The following is a 16,281-nucleotide window of genomic DNA, read 5'->3' on the forward strand; positions in this document are numbered from 1 at the left end:
TAAGCATGTGTTATCCGAAGCATGCCGCGCCATGCGCTTTACCCCGTATCCAGCAGCCAACAGACTCATACCGCACAGCATCCCATAACAGCGCCAGCAGGATAAGCCCAACGCCATGAAGCGCCAGCGCCCGAACATCCTCTTCATCATGGCCGACCAGATGGCCGCGCCGCTCCTGCCTTTCTACGACGCCCAGTCGCCCATCAAGCTGCCCAACCTCTCGCGCCTCGCCGGTGAAGGCGTGGTGTTCGACTCGGCCTACTGCAACAGCCCGCTCTGCGCGCCGTCGCGCTTCACCCTGGTCAGCGGCCAGCTGCCGACGAAGATCGGCGCCTGGGACAACGCCGCCGACTTCGCTGCCGACATCCCCACCTACGCGCACTACCTGCGCCGCCTGGGCTACCGCACCGCTCTCTCCGGCAAGATGCACTTCTGCGGCCCGGACCAGCTGCATGGCTACGAGGAACGCCTGACCAGCGACATCTACCCCGCCGACTACGGCTGGGCGGTGAACTGGGACGAGCCGGACGTGCGCCCGAGCTGGTACCACAACATGTCCTCGGTACTGCAGGCCGGCCCGTGCGTGCGCACCAACCAGCTCGATTTCGACGAGGAAGTGGTGTTCAAGGCGCGCCAGTACCTCTATGACCACGTTCGCGAACACGCCGAGCAACCGTTCTGCCTCACCGTGTCCATGACCCATCCGCACGACCCCTACACCATTCCGCGCGAATACTGGGACCTGTACCGCGACGAGGACATCCCGCTGCCTGCCGTGCAGATCGCCCAGGGCGAGCAGGACCCGCATTCCCAGCGGCTGCTGAAGGTGATCGACCTGTGGGGCGAGGAAATGCCCGAAGAGAAAATCCGCGCGGCGCGCCGCGCCTACTTCGGCGCGTGCAGCTACGTGGACGCGCAGATCGGCGCGCTGCTGCGCACCCTGGAGGATTGCGGCCTCGGCGAAGACACCCTGATCGTGTTCTCCGGCGACCACGGCGACATGCTCGGCGAGCGCGGCCTCTGGTACAAGATGCACTGGTTCGAGATGGCCGCCCGCGTGCCGCTGCTGGTGCACGCGCCCAGGCGTTTCGCCCCGCATCGGGTCAGCCAGTCGGTGTCCACCGTCGACCTGCTGCCGACCCTCGTCGAGCTGGCCGGCGGGCAGCTCGAGCCCGGCGTCGATCTCGATGGCCGCTCGCTGCTGCCGCACTTGCAGGGCACCGGCGGCCACGACGAGGTGATCGGCGAATACACCGCCGAAGGCACCGTCAGCCCACTGATGATGATCCGCCGTGGCGACTTCAAGTTCGTCTATTCCGAGCAGGACCCGTGCCTGCTGTTCAACGTCGCCAGCGATCCGCGCGAGCTGGAAAACCTCATGGATTCTCCGGCCCACGCCAACCTGGTACGCGACCTGCTGGGTGAGGCGCGCGCGCGCTGGGATATTCCGGCCATCACCCGGCAGGTGCTCGCCAGCCAGCGCCGCCGCCGACTGGTAGCCGACGCGCTGACCCACGGCACGCTGAAAAGCTGGGACCACCAGCCCCTGGTCGACGCCAGCCAGCAGTACATGCGCAATCACATCGACCTCGACGATCTGGAGCGCCGCGCCCGCTATCCGCAACCGTGACAACAACCACAACAAGCCGAAGGGGAAGGGAGCATGAAGAACACCGTACGAAGAGCATCGACGCTGTTGCTGGCCGGCGCACTCGCGCTGGGCGGTCCGCTGGCCCGGGCCGAAGATGAAGCCTGCAGTACGGTGAAACTGGCCGATCCGGGTTGGACCGACATCGCCGTCACCAACGGCATCGCCGCCTTCCTGCTCGAAGGCCTGGGCTACCAGGTGAAGATCGACACCCTTTCGGTGCCGATCACCTATGGCGGCCTGCGCGACGGCCAGGTGGACGCCTTCCTCGGCAACTGGATGCCGGCGCAACAGAGCTTCCATGACCAGTTCATCGCCAGCAAGCAGGTCACCCAGCTGGCGAAGAACCTGCAGGGCACCGAGTTCACCCTGGCCGTGCCGACCTACGTGTGGGACGCCGGGGTGAAGACCTTCGCCGACCTGGACCAGCATGCCGACCAGTTCAACAGGAAGATCTACGGCATCGGCTCCGGCGCGCCGGCCAACCAGTCGATCCAGAAGATGATCAGCGGCGACGAATTCGGCCTGGGCGACTGGAAGCTGGTGGAATCCAGCGAACAGGCAATGCTCGCCGAGGTGGGCCGCGCGGTGAAGCGTGATCGCTGGGTGGTGTTCCTCGGCTGGACGCCGCATCCGATGAACGTGAAGGTCGACATGAAGTACCTCACCGGCGGCGAGAAATACTTCGGCAGCACCGGCAGCGTGTTCACCGTCACCCGCAACGGCTACACCGAGCAGTGCCCGAACAGCGGCAAGCTGCTGGCCAACCTGTCCTTCGACCTGAAGATGGAGAACGCCATCATGGCCGAGGTGCTGGAGAAGAGCGTGAAGAATCCTGACGCGGTGAAGGCCTGGATCAAGGCCAATCCACAGAGCCTCGACACCTGGCTCGAGGGCGTGAAGACCCGCGACGGCGGCGATGCACTGGCCGCCGTGAAGGCGAAGCTGTAGGCCATCGATGGAGCGCCGGATCCGCCTGCTGCCCTTCCTCGCCTGGCTGCCGCAGGTCACGGGGCGCGATGTGCGCCGTGACCTGGGTGTCGGCCTGTCCGGTGCGGTGCTCGCCCTGCCGCAGTCCATGGCCTACGCGCTGATCGCCGGGCTGCCAGCGGAGTACGGGCTCTACGCGGCGATGCTGCCGGTGCTGATCGCCTGTCTGTGGGGTTCGTCGAGGCACATGGTCGGCGGGCCGACGGCGGCGATCTCGGTGGTGCTGTTCACCGCCATCGCGCCGCTGGCGCCGCCGGGCAGCGCGCCGTTCATCCAGTACGCGCTGCTGCTGACCTTCCTCGCCGGGCTGTTCCAGTGGCTGTTGGGGATGCTGCGATTCGGCGTGCTGGTGAACTTCGTTTCGCACTCGGTGCTGCTGGGCTTCACCTGCGGCGCCGCGCTGGTGATCATCATTGGCCAGTTGCCCTATCTGCTCGGAATTACCGTGAGCGGACAGGGCACGGCGCTGACCAGCGCCGCTGCGCTCTGGTGGAAGCTGCCGCAGTTCCATGGGCCGTCGCTGCTGGTGGGCCTGTTCAGCCTCGCGCTGAGCCTGCTGGTGAAGCACCTGTGGCGGCGCGGACCGGCGCTGCTGGTCGGCCTGTTCGGCGCCAGCGCGCTGGTCTGGGCGATGCCCGCGACCTTTGCCGGCGTCGCCAGGGTAGCCGCCTTCCGCAGCGCACTGCCGCCGCTCAGCCCGTTGTCTTTCGATCTGTCCGCCATCGCCCAGTTGCTCCCCGCCGCCGTCGCCTGCGGCATGCTCGGGCTGGTCACCAGCCTGTCCATCGCCCGCGCCCTCGCCGCGCGCTCGCACCAGGCGCTGGACGCCAACCAGGAAGTGCGCGCCCAGGGGCTTTCCAACCTGCTCGGGCCGTGGCTTTCAGGCACGCTGTCCGCCGGTTCCTTCACCCGCTCCGGGCTGAACCAGGATGCCGGCGCGCGCACGCCGCTGGCTGGGGTCTTCTCGGCAATGTGGGTCGCGCTGCTGGCGGTGGCGGGGGCCGGATTGATCACCCATATCCCGCTGCCGGCGATGGCCGCCGGTATCCTGCTGATCTGCTGGAACCTGGTCGATCGCCCGGCGTTGCGCGCCCTGTGGAAAGGCAGTCGCGCCGAGTCCCTGGTGATGCTGCTGACCCTCGCCGCGACCCTGCTGCTGCCGCTGCAGAACGCCATCTACGCCGGTGTGCTGGCTTCGCTGTTCTTCTACCTCAAGCGCACCTCGCAGCCTCGTGTGCAGCAGTGGGCGCGCGAAGACGAGGAAGTGCTGCGCATCGAGGGCTCGATCTTCTTCGGCGCCTGCGACTACCTGCAGAAACTGATGCAGCACAGCCGCGGCGAGCGCCTGGTGCTGGACGCCCACCACGTCAACTTCATCGATTTCGCCGGCGCGCAGATGCTCCAGCAGGAAGCCCGCCGCCTAGCCAGCGAAGGCCGCAGCCTGGTCCTGCGCAATGCGCGGCCGCGGGTGCGCGCGGAGTTGGAGAAGCAGATGGGGAAGGGCGGGGCTTTGCAGGTGGAGGAATAGCGCCGGGCTTCAACGGTAGGAGCGAGCTTGCTCGCGAACAGATTCTCCAGGCGACTTCGCTGCTGGGCGTTGGTTCGCGAGCAAGCTCGCTCCTACAAGTGATCGCACGCCCTGCCGAGCGCTCAGCCCTTGAGCTGCCGGCGCAATTCTTCCAGCACCGGCGCCGAGTCCGGCCGTACGCCGCGCCAAAGCAGGAACGCTTCCGCCGCCTGCTCGACCAGCATGCCCAACCCATCGATGCAGCGCGCGGCGCCATGCTCGGCGGCCCAGCGGTTGAAGGCGGTAACGTCCTTGCCGTACATCATGTCGTAGCAGACGGTGAGTCCCGGCTGGAGCAGCGCAGGGTCGATGGGCGGCAGCTCGCCGGCCAGGGACGCCGAGGTGCCGTTGACGATCAGGTCGAAGGGCTCGTCGCGCAGATCGAATCCCCCGCCGCGCACATTACCCAGGTCCTTGAACTCGCTGGCCAGCAGTTCGGCCTTGGACGCCGTACGGTTGGCAATCACGATGCAGGCCGGCTGCTCGGCGAGGAAGGGTTCGAGAATGCCGCGCACCGCACCACCCGCACCCAGCACCAGGATGCGCGCACCGCGCAGGACGACGCCGTGATTCACCGTCAGGTCGCGGGTCAGCCCGGCGCCGTCGGTGTTGTCGCCCAGCAATCCGCCGCCTTCGAGCTTCTTCAGGGTATTCACCGCACCGGCCCGACGCGCGCGTTCGCTCAGCTCGGTGGCCAGGCGATAGGCGTCTTCCTTGAAGGGCACGGTGACGTTGCCGCCCAGTCCCTCGGCAAAGAATTCACGGGCGTTCCCGGCGAAGTCGTCCAGCGGGGCCAGCCGCGCGTCATAGCTCAGTGCCTGGCCGGTCTGCTCGGCGAACAGGCGGTGGATCTGCGGCGACTTGCTGTGGCCGATGGGGTTGCCGAAGACGCAGTAGCGGTCCATGGGAAGTCCTGGAGCGAGAAGATTGGAAAGGGCAGGAGCTTGCCGGGTTTTCTATCGGGGTGCCAGACCAGGTTCGCGAGCAAGCTCGCTCCTACAGGCAGCTCCGAAGCCGCTCTTGTAGGAGCGAGCTTGCTCGCGAACCGCCCGAAAGACGAAGGATCAGGCCTGCGCCAACCAGTCCCGATCCGTGAGGAAGTATTCGGTCAGGCGCGCTTCCTCGCTGCCCGGCTCCGGCTTCCAGTCATAGCCCCAGCGCACCTGCGGCGGCAGGGACATGAGGATCGACTCGGTACGCCCGCCCGACTGCAGGCCGAACAGGGTGCCACGGTCGTAGACCAGGTTGAATTCGACGTAGCGGCCGCGGCGGAAGGCCTGGAATTCGCGCTGCTGCTCGGTGTACGGGGTGTTCTTGCGCTTGCGCACGATGGGCAGGTAGGCGTCGATGTAGGCATCGCCGATGGCCCGCAGGAAGGCGAAGCTGGTGTCGAAGTCCCACTGGTTCAGGTCGTCGAAGAACAGGCCGCCGACACCGCGCGGTTCGTTGCGGTGCTTGATGTGGAAGTAGCGGTCGCACCATTCCTTGTAGCGCGGGTAGACGTCCTCGCCGAAGGGTGCGCAGGCGTCGCGGGCGACCTGGTGCCAGAGCACGCAGTCTTCTTCGTGGGCGTAGTAGGGCGTCAGGTCGAAACCGCCACCGAACCACCACACGGCCTCTTCACCTTCCTTCTCGGCGATGAAGAAGCGCACGTTGGCGTGGGAGGTCGGCACGTGGGGGTTGGTCGGGTGGATCACCAGCGACACGCCCAGCGCCTGGAAGCCGCGGCCGGCCAGTTCCGGACGGTGCGCGCTGGCGGACGGCGGCAAACCGCTGCCGAATACATGGGAGAAATTCACCCCGCCTTTCTCGATCAAGGCACCGTCGCCGATCACCCGCGTACGACCGCCGCCGCCGGCCGGACGCTGCCAGGCGTCTTCGACGAAGCTTGCGCTGCCGTCCTCGGCTTCGAGTGCGGCGCAGATGCGGTCTTGCAGGTCGAGCAGGTAGGCCTTCACGGCCTCGATGCGGTCGGTCACGAGAATCACCTTGGAGCGGGAAAGCCACGCGTGGCGCGGGCCGGAGCGGGATTTAAGAGCGAAAACGGGCGCAAGCATACCATCGCCGCCGGCAAAGCTGGTCTTGACGGCCGTCAAGCGGGCGGCTTGGATGAAGGTCTTTTCCCCGGCGAGGCAGAGCCTCGCGTCATCAGGAGAGCGACATGGCCAAGCGCGTTCAATTCGCCAAGACTGGCGGCCCGGAAGTCCTCGAGATCGTCGACTACACCCCCGCCGAGCCCGGCCCGAACGAGGTGCGGGTGCGCAACCGCGCCATCGGCCTGAACTTCATCGACACCTACTACCGCAGCGGCCTGTACCCCGCGCCAAGCATGCCCTCCGGGGTTGGCACCGAAGGCGCCGGGGAGGTGGAGGCGATCGGCAGCGCGGTAACCAACGTGAAGGTCGGCGACCGCGTCGGCTACGCCACCGGCCCGCTGGGCGCCTACAGCGAGCAGCACACGCTGCCGGCGGCCAGCGTGGTGAAGCTGCCGGATGCGATCACCTTCGAGCAGGCCGCCGCGGTCATGCTCAAGGGCCTGACCGTGCAGTACCTGCTGCGCCAGACCTACAACGTGCAGCCGGGCCAGACCATCCTCTGGCACGCGGCCGCCGGCGGCGTCGGGCTGATCGCCTGCCAGTGGGCCAAGGCCATCGGCGCGCACCTGATCGGCACCGTCAGCTCGGCTGCCAAGGCGGAGCTGGCGAAATCCCACGGCGCCTGGGAAACCATCGACTACAGCCACGAGAACGTGGTCGAGCGCGTGCTCGCACTCACCGACGGCAAGAAGTGCCCGGTGGTCTATGACTCGGTGGGCAAGGACACCTGGCTGACCTCGCTGGACTGCACCGCGCCGCGCGGCCTGGTGGTGAGCTTCGGCAACGCCTCCGGCGCGGTGGACGGGGTGAACCTGGGCATCCTCTCGCAGAAGGGCTCGCTCTACGTCACCCGCCCGACGCTGTTCGGCTACGCCAGCACGCCGGAGCGCCTGCAAGCCATGGCGGACGACCTGTTCGGCATGATCACCAGCGGCAAGGTGAAGGTGGAGATCAACCAGCGCTTCAGTCTGGCCGAGGCGGCCAAGGCGCAGACGGAACTGGCGGCGCGGCGGACCACCGGTTCGACCATCCTGCTGCCCTGACCTGAACAGCGTTCGCGAGCAAGGACTAGGCGCCTCCTCGGTCCTACAGGGTGCGGCGGTATTGCTTTTTGTAGGAGCGAGCTTGCTCGCGAACCGGGTCGCGTCGTGGTGACCGGCTTACGACGGGCGAACAGTCTCGCCAGTGCGCAAATCGCGGATCAAGCTCGGATTGCGGCGCCCGCCCAGGGCGCCACCGAGTACGCCATCCAGCTCGCCACGGAAATACTGCTCGACGCGCAGGCGGCTGCGCGCGGCCGGGCGGCCGGCGGGGTTGGCGGAGGTGGAGATCAGCGGGCCGGTGAAGCGGCACAGCTCGCGCACCAGCGGGTGGTCGGTGACGCGCAGGGCCACGGTCTCGTGCTCGCCGGTTACCCATTCGGGCAGGCGGCCCTGGTGCGGCACCAGCCAGGTGTTCGGGCCGGGCCAGCTGGCGGCGAGCTTGTCCTGCCAGGCCTCGGGCAGGTCTTCGAGGAGGAAATCGAACTGGCGGATGTCACCGGCCACCACGATCATGCCTTTTTCCACCGGTCGCGCCTTGATCGCCAGCAGGCGGTACACGGCGTCGGCGCTCCACGGGTCGCAGCCCAGGCCCCAGACGGCTTCGGTCGGGTAAGCGATCACACCGCCATCGCGCACGACCTGGGCCATGCGCTGGGTACGCCAGTTGCTGTACATCGTGAATTCCTCGGATCTGCGATGCGCGGCAGTTTACGTGCTCAAGGGGCGCGATGCACCCAGACGCCGGCCTCGCAGGCGACCCGTCCGTCCAGCTCCAGTTCGGTGAGCTCCGCCAGCAATTGCGGCAGCTCCAGGCCACTGCGCTGCGCCAGTTGCTCGCTGCTTTGCGGTGCTGCGCGCAGCAGATCGACCAGCGGGTGAGGCGGCAACAATGGCGCGCCCTCTCCTGTCGGCGCGCCGTGCGTCCACCCCTGCAGGCCGTCAAGGATGTGCTCGACCGTCTCCACCAGCATCGCGCCCTGGCGGATCAGCTCGTGGCAGCCGCGCGCGCCGGGGTGATGGATGGAGCCGGGAATCGCATAGACCTCGCGGCCCTGCTCGGCGGCCAGCCGCGCCGTGATCAGCGACCCGCTCGACGGGCTGGCTTCCACCACCAGCGTGCCCAGGGAGAGGCCACTGATGATCCGGTTGCGCCGCGGGAAGTTCGACGCCTGGGGTGCGCAGTTCAGCGGCAATTCCGAGATCACCGCACCGCCCTGTTCGACGATGCGCTTCGCCAGCCCGAGGTGGCGACGCGGGTAGAGATGCTCCAGACCCGTGCCCAGTACGGCAACGGTCTTGCCACCGATCTCCAGCGCACCTTCATGGGCCGCACCATCGATACCCAGCGCCAGCCCGCTGGTGATCACGAAGCCGCCGCCGGCCAGGCTGCGGGCAAAGGCCCGCGCGGTATCCAGCCCCGGTTTGCTGGCCCGGCGGCTGCCCACCATCGCCAGTTGCGGTCGCTCCAGCAGCTGCGGATCACCCGCCAGGAACAGCAGCGGCGGCGCATCATCCAGCTCGGCGAGCAGAGCGGGGTAGTCCGGCGCGTCCCACATGACCAGATGTTGTTCTGGCGCTTCCAGCCAGCGCAGCGCCCGAGTCGCCTGTTCACGGATGGAGGCATCACGGCGCGGCTCCGCGCAGACGGCCGGCAAGCCCAGGGAGCGCCAGGCAGCCGCCGGTGCGCTCAAGGCCGCGGACGCCGAGCCAAAAGCCTCGATCAGGCGGCGAAAGCGCCGGGGGCCCAGCTCTGGCAGGCCATGCAGGCGCAGCCGCGCTTCGAGTTCGGACGGGGAAAAGCTCGGGTCGTGGGGCATGGCGCAGTCCTTGGCGTGGAGACGACGCCCGGACTATGCCGCGCCGGCTGGCGCCCCCGCTGTCGGACCCTTCCGGATCGCGCCCACAAAAAACCCCGCCGGGGCGGGGTTTTCTTCAACTCACGCGTCGATCAGGGGTTCAGGACGCGGTCGTTGACTTCCAGCGAACGGGTGGCGGTCAGCACCAGGCCGTAGCTCAGACGGTTGTAGGTGCGGAAGATCATCACCAGGCCCGAGCGCTCATCCGGGATTTTCACCATCTCTTCGGTGACGCGGTCGCGCACGGTTTCGCCCAGCTTGTAGATCGCCAGCACGTTGCCTTCGGCCAGGCCATCGCGGGCGCCCTTGTCGATGGTCACCACGTCGTACTTGCCGATCTGCGTCACGCCGCGCGGCACGTCGATGATGGTGCCCTTGATCGGGGTGCTCGGCTCGCTGGGCATGAAGGTCGAGGTGATCGCACGCTCCTCGGTGGGGAACAGGCGGTCGCCCGAGCGAACTTCCTGGGTCGAGCGAGTCAGGTTCAGGGTAGCGATATCGCGTTCCTTCGCCGTGACGTTGGCGCTGCCGACATCCATGGCATCGACGCCCAGGACCTCGTTGGTCTGCGGGTCGGTGTAGACCTTGGCCTGGCGGAAGATGCCGTAGCTGCCCTGTTCGGACAGCGAGTTGCCGCGAGCGTAGGCGCGGTCGCCGGCACCGCTGATCACGCTTTCGGCGTCACCAGCAACCACATAGGGGGCGTTGGCGAATTCGTCCGTGCTGTCGACGATGCGGTTGGACAGCAGGAAGGCGTTGATCTTGTCCAGCGGGATGGTCGGGATCGCCTCGGCGATCGGGGTGCTGCGCACCCGCGGCGACAGCTTGATGGTCCCGCGCGACTCGCCGCGGTTGAGCATCAGGCGTGGCTGGCCGTCGATATACGTAAGGCTCAGCACGTCACCCGGATAGATCAGGTGCGGATTCTGAATCTGCGGATTCACCTGCCAGATTTCCGGCCACTTCCACGGCTTGCTGAGGAACTTGCCGGAGATGTCCCAGAGGGTGTCGCCCTTCACTACGGTATAGCGATCCGGATGGCCTTCCTTGAGCTGCACGGCAGCCTGCGCCACCCCGCCTGCGGCGAGCAGCAGCAGGGCGAGTAGTGTTTTCCTCATGCGGTGAATCCCTTTATTATGTGTACACATGAAACGCCTGGAAGCCGCCCCTACCGCGCTTTCCAGCCGTTTTTCGATGCTGCTCAGCATATTAGCAGCCGATTTTGACTTTATTCCACAAGTGCATCACAAACGTATATGGCCATTCTGAACATTCTCGAATTCCCCGATCCGCGCCTGCGGACCATCGCCAAGCCCGTCACGGTCTTCGATGACGCCCTGCGCACGCTGATCGACGACATGTTCGAGACCATGTACGAGGCGCCGGGTATCGGTCTTGCGGCGACGCAGATCAACGTGCACAAGCGCGTCGTGGTGATGGACCTGTCCGAGGACAAGTCCGAACCCCGGGTCTACATCAACCCCGAGTTCGAATTCCTCACCGAGGAAATGGACCAGTACCAGGAAGGCTGCCTGTCGGTGCCGGGCTTCTATGAAAATGTAGACCGCCCGCAGAAGGTGCGGATCAAGGCCCAGGACCGCGACGGCAATCCGTTCGAGGAAGAGGCCGAGGGCCTGCTCGCGGTGTGCATCCAGCACGAGTGCGATCACCTCAACGGCAAGCTGTTCGTCGACTACCTGTCCAACCTCAAGCGCGACCGCATCCGCAAGAAGCTGGAAAAGCAGCACCGGCAACAGGCGTGACCCCATCCCCCAAAGGCTTGCCCCGGCAAGCCTTTTGTTTTTGTGAGCCCGATATGAGCAAAGCACTGCGCATCGTCTTCGCCGGCACCCCGGAGTTCGCCGCCGAACACCTCAAGGCCCTGCTCGATACTCCCCATGAGATCGTCGCCGTCTATACCCAGCCGGATCGCCCGGCCGGCCGGGGCCAGAAGCTGATGCCCAGCCCGGTCAAGCAACTTGCCCTGGAGAACCGCCTGCCGGTGCTGCAGCCGCCGACCCTGCGCGACCCCGCCGCCCAGGCCGAGCTGGCCGCACTCAAGCCGGACCTGATGGTGGTGGTGGCCTATGGGCTGATCCTGCCGCAGGTGGTGCTGGATATCCCGCGCCTGGGCTGCATCAACAGCCACGCCTCGCTGCTGCCGCGCTGGCGCGGCGCCGCGCCGATCCAGCGCGCGGTGGAAGCCGGCGACGCCGAGAGCGGTGTGACCGTGATGCAGATGGAAGCGGGCCTGGACACCGGGCCGATGCTGCTCAAGGTCAGCACGCCGATATCCGCCGAGGACACCGGCGGCAGCCTGCACGACCGCCTGGCCGAGCTCGGCCCGAAGGCCGTGGTCGAGGCCATTGCCGGTCTTGCCGCCGGCACGCTCGAGGGCGAGGTGCAGGACGACGCCCTGGCCACCTATGCCCACAAGCTGAACAAGGAAGAGGCGCGCATCGACTGGTCGCGCCCGGCCATCGAACTGGAGCGCCGCATCCGCGCCTTCACGCCCTGGCCGGTCTGCCACACCACCCTCGGCGAAGCCGCGCTGAAGGTGCTCGGCGCCAAGCCGGCAGAGGGCAAGGGCGATCCCGGCATGATTCTCGACGCCAGCCGCGACGGCCTGCTGGTCGCCTGCGGTGAAGGCGCGCTGCTGCTGACTCGCCTGCAACTGCCCGGCGGCAAGCCACTGGCATTCGCCGATCTGTTCAACAGCCGCCGCGAGCAGTTCGCCGCAGGCCAGACGCTTGGTCGGCAAGGGCAGGGCGCATGAGTACCAATCCCCGCCTGGCGGCGGCCCGTGCGCTGGCCGCCGTGCTCGCCGGCCGTGCCTCGCTGGGCAGCTCGCTGCCGACCCAGCTGGAGAACGTCGAGCCGCGCGACCGTGGCCTGGTGCAGGAGCTGGCCTTCGGCAGCGCCCGCTGGCAACCCCGCCTGTCCACCCTCGCCGCGCGCCTGCTGCAGAAGCCGTTCAAGGCCGGCGACCGTGACGTCGAAGCCCTGCTGCTGGTCGGCCTGTACCAGTTGCTCTACACCCGCATTCCCCCGCACGCAGCCATCGGCGAGACCGTCGGCTGCGCGGACAAGCTGAAGAAGCCCTGGGCCAAGGGCCTGCTCAACGCCGTGCTGCGCCGCGCCCAGCGCGAGAGCGAAACCCTGCTGGCCGAGGTCGACAAGGACCCGGCCGCACGCCTGGCGCATCCGCGCTGGCTGCAGAAGGCGCTGAAGAAGTCCTGGCCGGAACAGTTCGAAGCGATCTGCGCCGCCAACAACGCCCACCCGCCGATGACCCTGCGAGTGAACCGCCGCCATGGCAGCCGCGATGCCTACCTGGAAGAACTGAACCGCGTCGGCTTCGAAGCGACCGCCTGCGAGTTCAGCCGCGACGGCATCAATCTTGTGCAGCCGTGCGATGTGCGCGAGCTGCCGGGCTTCGCCGAAGGCCGGGTCAGCGTGCAGGACGAGGCCGCGCAACTGGCCGCCGACCTGCTGGAACTGGCGCCGAACCAGCGCGTGCTGGACGCCTGCTGCGCCCCCGGCGGCAAGACCTGCCACCTGATGGAGGCCGAGCCGGCGCTGGCTGGCGTGGTTGCCGTGGACCTGGAAGAAAGCCGCCTGGTGCGCGTTCGCGAGAACCTCGCCCGCCTGCAGCTTTCGGCCGAGCTGTTCGCCGCCGACGCCCGCGACACGGCCAAATGGTGGGACGGCAAGCCTTTCCAGCGCATCCTGCTGGACGCACCTTGTTCCGCCACCGGCGTGATCCGCCGCCACCCGGACATCAAGCTGACCCGCACCGCCGAGGACATCGAGGCGCTGGCGCAACTGCAGGGCGAGCTGCTCGATGCCCTGTGGGTCACGCTCGAAGTCGGTGGCGTGATGGTCTACGCGACCTGCTCGGTGATGCCGCAGGAGAACAGCGAGCAGATCGCCGCGTTCCTCGGTCGCACCCCCGGCGCCCGCGAGCTGGACCTGCCCGGCCCCTGGGGCCTCAAGCAGCTCCACGGCCGCCAGCTGCTGCCACAGCAGGGCGGGCATGACGGCTTCTACTATGCCAAGCTCATCAAGATTTCGGCCAAGTAACAGGCGCCGACTCCCTACGGATCGAAACGGAAAGCACGCCGCTCCATGAAGATCATCATCCTCGGTGCCGGCCAGGTCGGCGGCACTCTGGCCGAGCACCTCGCCAGCGAAGCCAACGACATCACGGTCGTCGATACCGACGGCGAACGCCTGCGCGACCTCAACGACCGCCTGGACATCCGCACCGTCCACGGCAAGGCCTCGTTCCCCACCGTGCTGCGCCAGGCCGGCGCCGACGACGCCGACATGCTGGTGGCGGTGACCAACAGCGACGAGGTGAACATGGTGGCCTGCCAGGTTGCCTACACCCTGTTCAACACCCCCACGCGCATCGCCCGCGTGCGCGAAGCGGCGTACCTGACCCGCGCCGGGCTGTTCGACAACGAGGCGATCCCGGTCGACGTGCTGATCAGCCCCGAGCAGGTGGTGACCAACTACATCAAGCGCCTGGTGGAATACCCCGGCGCCCTGCAGGTGATCGACTTCGCCGAGGGCAAGGCGCAGCTGGTCGGCATCCGCGCCTACTACGGCGGCCCGCTGGTCGGCCAGGAACTGCGCCAGCTGCGCGAGCACATGCCCAATGCCGACACCCGCGTGGCGGCGATCTACCGGCGCAACCGGCCGATCATTCCCCAGGGCGACACGGTGATCGAGGCCGACGACGAAGTGTTCTTCATCGCCGCCAAGGCCCACATCCGCGCGGTGATGGGCGAGATGCGCCGGCTCGAGGACAGCTACAAGCGGATCATCATCGCCGGCGGCGGCAACATCGGCGAGCGCCTGGCCGAGGCCATCGAGAGCCGCTACCAGGTGAAGATCATCGAGATGAACCCGGCGCGCTGCCGGCACCTCTCCGACAGCCTGGACAGCTCCATCGTGCTGCAGGGCAGCGCCTCGGATCGCGACCTGCTGCTGGAAGAGAACATCGGCGACACCGACCTGTTCCTCGCCCTGACCAACGACGACGAGGCCAACATCATGTCCTCGCTGCTGGCCAAGCGCCTGGGCGCGCGCAAGGTGATGACGCTGATCAACAACCCCGCCTACGTCGACCTGGTGCAGGGCGGCGAGATCGACATCGCCATCAGCCCGCAGCTGGCCACCATCGGCACCCTGCTGACCCACGTGCGCCGCGGCGACATCGAGAGCGTGCACTCCCTGCGCCGCGGCGCTGCCGAAGCCATCGAAGTGGTCGCCCACGGAGACGCCAAGTCGAGCAAGGTGATCGGCCGCAGGATCAACGAAGTGCAGCTGCCGCCGGGCACCACCATCGGCGCGGTGATCCGCAACGACGACGTGCTGATCGCCCACGGCGAAACGCAGATCGAGTCCGGCGACCACGTGATCCTCTTCGTGGTGGACAAGAAGCGCATCCGCGACGTCGAGCGCCTGTTCCAGGCCGGCCTGACCTTCTTCTGATCGACCCGGGGCCGCCCCATGGCGGCCCTGCCAGTTAATTCCGAGGCGCTTTCAGACAGATCCTACTGCGCCATCCAGCCTCCCTTGTCACCCTGCGCGGCCTGTTCCTGCTTGTCTGCCTCCGGTCATGCGCTACTCCTCCATCGGTCGAATCCTCGGCGTACTGCTGATGCTGTTCAGCGTTACGCACCTGCCGCCACTGCTCGTGGACCTGCACTACGCCGAGCGCTCCTGGCAGCCCTTCGCGCTGTCGTTCCTGGTCACCCTGCTGACCGGCTTCGCCCTCTGGTGGCCGTGTCGCCAGCACAAGCAGGACCTGCGCATCCGCGATGGCTACCTGGTCACGGCGCTGTTCTGGATCGTCCTGGGGTCCTTCGGTGCCTTGCCCTTCGCGTTGTCCGACGCGCCGCACATGGGCCTGGTCGACTCGCTGTTCGAGTCCTTCTCGGGCCTCTCCACCACCGGCGCCACCGTGCTCACCGGCCTCGATGCGCTGCCCCACGCCATCCTCTACTACCGCCAGCAGCTGCAGTGGCTGGGCGGCATGGGCATCGTGGTGCTGGCGGTGGCGGTGATGCCGATGCTCGGCATCGGCGGCATGCAGCTGTACCGCGCGGAGATGCCCGGGCCGCTCAAGGACCACAAGCTCTCGCCGCGTATCGCCGATACCGCCAAGACCCTCTGGCTGATCTACTGCGGCCTGACCCTGGCCTGCGCGCTGGCGTACTGGGCCGCGGGAATGAACCTGTTCGACGCCGTCGGCCACAGCTTCTCCACCATCGCCATCGGCGGCTTCTCCACCCACGACGCGAGCATCGGCTACTTCGACAGTCCGCTGGTCGAGCTGATCTGCATGACCTTCCTGGTGATTTCCGGGATCAACTTCAGCCTGCACTTCCTCGCCTGGCGCCAGCGCAAGGTCAGCCACTACCTGAAGGACCCGGAATGCCGGGCCTACCTGGGCATCCTGCTGGTGCTGTTCCTGATCACCGCGGCGACGCTGATCCTCAAGCACCACTACGACTCGCCCTTGCAGGCGATCCGCTATGCGGCGTTCATGGTGATTTCGGTGGCGACCACCACCGGCTTCGGACTCGCCGACTTCAGCACCTGGCCGACCCTGCTGCCGTATCTGCTGCTCTACAGCACCTTCATCGGCGCCTGCGCCGGCTCCACCGGCGGCGGCATGAAGGTGATGCGCATGCTGCTGGTGTACCGCCAGGGCATGCGCGAATTCCTCCGCCTGCTGCATCCCAACGGGGTGTTCCTGGTCAAGCTCGGGCGGCGCACGGTGTCCGACCGCGTGGTGGAGTCGGTGTGGGCGTTCTTCTCCATCTACCTGCTGACCTTCGTGACCCTGATGCTGGTGCTGCTGGCCCTGGGCGTGGACCAGCTCACGGCCTTCTCCACGCTCGCCTCCTGCCTGAACAACCTGGGCCCGGCGCTGGGCGAGGCGGCCGTGCATTACGGCCATCTGCCAGGCAGCGCCAAGCTGGTGCTGAGCCTGGCAATGGTGCTGGGGCGGCTGGAGGTGTTCTCGCTGCTGATCCTGCTCACGCCCGCGTTCTGGCGCACTTGA

General features: G+C 67.2%; 14 protein-coding genes. 9 read left to right on the top strand and 5 right to left on the bottom strand.

All coding sequences use genetic code 11. The annotated features are described in order from the left end of the window. Nucleotides 1-115 precede the first annotated feature (115 nt). The 3 genes from betC to UB43_RS18190 are packed head-to-tail and all read left to right on the top strand — an operon-like array spanning nucleotide 116 to nucleotide 4,166. Nucleotides 116-1,630, top strand: coding sequence for a choline-sulfatase (betC, locus tag UB43_RS18180; RefSeq protein ID WP_045213651.1), 1,515 nt, complete (start codon nucleotides 116-118; stop codon nucleotides 1,628-1,630). Nucleotides 1,631-1,663: 33 nt separating this feature from the next. Then, nucleotides 1,664-2,599, top strand: coding sequence for a choline ABC transporter substrate-binding protein (locus UB43_RS18185; RefSeq protein ID WP_045213654.1), 936 nt, complete (start codon nucleotides 1,664-1,666; stop codon nucleotides 2,597-2,599). Between the two features lie 7 nt (nucleotides 2,600-2,606). Next, entirely contained in the window at nucleotides 2,607-4,166 is a 1,560-nt protein-coding gene (locus UB43_RS18190) for a SulP family inorganic anion transporter (protein WP_045213656.1), read from the top strand. Nucleotides 4,167-4,288: 122 nt separating this feature from the next. Here UB43_RS18190 and aroE read toward each other — a convergent pair whose 3' ends face one another. Then, nucleotides 4,289-5,110 carry a shikimate dehydrogenase gene (gene aroE / locus UB43_RS18195; protein ID WP_045213658.1) on the bottom strand — a complete coding sequence of 274 codons (822 nt, stop codon included), beginning with the start codon at nucleotides 5,108-5,110 and terminating at the stop codon, nucleotides 4,289-4,291. A 159-nt stretch (nucleotides 5,111-5,269) separates the two neighbouring features. Continuing rightward, the gene (gene hemF, locus UB43_RS18200; RefSeq protein ID WP_045213659.1) at nucleotides 5,270-6,184 is read right to left on the bottom strand and encodes an oxygen-dependent coproporphyrinogen oxidase; all 915 of its coding nucleotides are present in this window, start codon (nucleotides 6,182-6,184) and stop codon (nucleotides 5,270-5,272) included. Nucleotides 6,185-6,366: 182 nt separating this feature from the next. Here hemF and UB43_RS18205 point away from each other — a divergent pair, with 182 nt between their 5' ends. Continuing rightward, nucleotides 6,367-7,344: an NADPH:quinone reductase gene (locus tag UB43_RS18205; RefSeq protein WP_045213661.1), complete on the top strand. Its 978-nt coding sequence runs from the start codon at nucleotides 6,367-6,369 to the stop codon at nucleotides 7,342-7,344. Between the two features lie 117 nt (nucleotides 7,345-7,461). Here UB43_RS18205 and UB43_RS18210 read toward each other — a convergent pair whose 3' ends face one another. The 3 genes from UB43_RS18210 to UB43_RS18220 form a co-directional block, all read right to left on the bottom strand. After that, complete coding sequence (locus UB43_RS18210) at nucleotides 7,462-8,019, bottom strand: L-threonylcarbamoyladenylate synthase (protein ID WP_045213663.1); 558 nt, start codon at nucleotides 8,017-8,019, stop codon at nucleotides 7,462-7,464. Nucleotides 8,020-8,060: 41 nt separating this feature from the next. Then, nucleotides 8,061-9,161 carry a DNA-processing protein DprA gene (gene dprA, locus UB43_RS18215; RefSeq protein WP_045213666.1) on the bottom strand — a complete coding sequence of 367 codons (1,101 nt, stop codon included), beginning with the start codon at nucleotides 9,159-9,161 and terminating at the stop codon, nucleotides 8,061-8,063. A gap of 131 nt (nucleotides 9,162-9,292) precedes the next feature. Further along, nucleotides 9,293-10,318, bottom strand: a complete 1,026-nt coding sequence (locus tag UB43_RS18220) for a LysM peptidoglycan-binding domain-containing protein (protein WP_045213668.1) — start codon at nucleotides 10,316-10,318, stop codon at nucleotides 9,293-9,295. Nucleotides 10,319-10,456: 138 nt separating this feature from the next. On the opposite strand from UB43_RS18220, the gene def reads away from it, so the two are divergent. From def to UB43_RS18245, 5 genes are all read left to right on the top strand, one after another. Continuing rightward, nucleotides 10,457-10,963, top strand: a complete 507-nt coding sequence (gene def / locus UB43_RS18225) for a peptide deformylase (protein WP_045213670.1) — start codon at nucleotides 10,457-10,459, stop codon at nucleotides 10,961-10,963. A gap of 53 nt (nucleotides 10,964-11,016) precedes the next feature. Further along, on the top strand, nucleotides 11,017-11,976 hold the full coding sequence (fmt, locus tag UB43_RS18230; protein WP_045213672.1) for a methionyl-tRNA formyltransferase: 960 nt from the start codon (nucleotides 11,017-11,019) through the stop codon (nucleotides 11,974-11,976). Next, nucleotides 11,973-13,283: a 16S rRNA (cytosine(967)-C(5))-methyltransferase RsmB gene (rsmB, locus tag UB43_RS18235; protein WP_045213675.1), complete on the top strand. Its 1,311-nt coding sequence runs from the start codon at nucleotides 11,973-11,975 to the stop codon at nucleotides 13,281-13,283. The genes fmt and rsmB overlap by 4 nt, the downstream gene beginning before the upstream one ends. Before the next feature lie 45 nt (nucleotides 13,284-13,328). After that, nucleotides 13,329-14,702, top strand: coding sequence for a Trk system potassium transporter TrkA (gene trkA / locus UB43_RS18240; RefSeq protein WP_045213678.1), 1,374 nt, complete (start codon nucleotides 13,329-13,331; stop codon nucleotides 14,700-14,702). 127 nt (nucleotides 14,703-14,829) lie between these two features. Continuing rightward, complete coding sequence (locus UB43_RS18245; RefSeq protein ID WP_045213679.1) at nucleotides 14,830-16,281, top strand: TrkH family potassium uptake protein; 1,452 nt, start codon at nucleotides 14,830-14,832, stop codon at nucleotides 16,279-16,281.

It is taken from the genome of Pseudomonas sp. 21 (genome assembly GCF_000955805.1).
Classification (GTDB): Bacteria; Pseudomonadota; Gammaproteobacteria; order Pseudomonadales; family Pseudomonadaceae; genus Pseudomonas.

What these genes read in the sequence shown, in the direction of transcription:
- UB43_RS18205 (WP_045213661.1), top strand. Translation starts at nt 6,367, where the DNA reads ATGGCCAAGCGCGTTCAATTCGCCAAGACTGGCGGCCCGGAAGTCCTC.
- def (WP_045213670.1), top strand. Translation starts at nt 10,457, where the DNA reads ATGGCCATTCTGAACATTCTCGAATTCCCCGATCCGCGCCTGCGGACC.
- trkA (WP_045213678.1), top strand. Translation starts at nt 13,329, where the DNA reads ATGAAGATCATCATCCTCGGTGCCGGCCAGGTCGGCGGCACTCTGGCC.
- betC (WP_045213651.1), top strand. Translation starts at nt 116, where the DNA reads ATGAAGCGCCAGCGCCCGAACATCCTCTTCATCATGGCCGACCAGATG.
- rsmB (WP_045213675.1), top strand. Translation starts at nt 11,973, where the DNA reads ATGAGTACCAATCCCCGCCTGGCGGCGGCCCGTGCGCTGGCCGCCGTG.
- dprA (WP_045213666.1), bottom strand. Translation starts at nt 9,161, where the DNA reads ATGCCCCACGACCCGAGCTTTTCCCCGTCCGAACTCGAAGCGCGGCTG.
- UB43_RS18245 (WP_045213679.1), top strand. Translation starts at nt 14,830, where the DNA reads ATGCGCTACTCCTCCATCGGTCGAATCCTCGGCGTACTGCTGATGCTG.
- UB43_RS18185 (WP_045213654.1), top strand. Translation starts at nt 1,664, where the DNA reads ATGAAGAACACCGTACGAAGAGCATCGACGCTGTTGCTGGCCGGCGCA.
- UB43_RS18190 (WP_045213656.1), top strand. Translation starts at nt 2,607, where the DNA reads ATGGAGCGCCGGATCCGCCTGCTGCCCTTCCTCGCCTGGCTGCCGCAG.
- fmt (WP_045213672.1), top strand. Translation starts at nt 11,017, where the DNA reads ATGAGCAAAGCACTGCGCATCGTCTTCGCCGGCACCCCGGAGTTCGCC.
- UB43_RS18210 (WP_045213663.1), bottom strand. Translation starts at nt 8,019, where the DNA reads ATGTACAGCAACTGGCGTACCCAGCGCATGGCCCAGGTCGTGCGCGAT.
- aroE (WP_045213658.1), bottom strand. Translation starts at nt 5,110, where the DNA reads ATGGACCGCTACTGCGTCTTCGGCAACCCCATCGGCCACAGCAAGTCG.
- UB43_RS18220 (WP_045213668.1), bottom strand. Translation starts at nt 10,318, where the DNA reads ATGAGGAAAACACTACTCGCCCTGCTGCTGCTCGCCGCAGGCGGGGTG.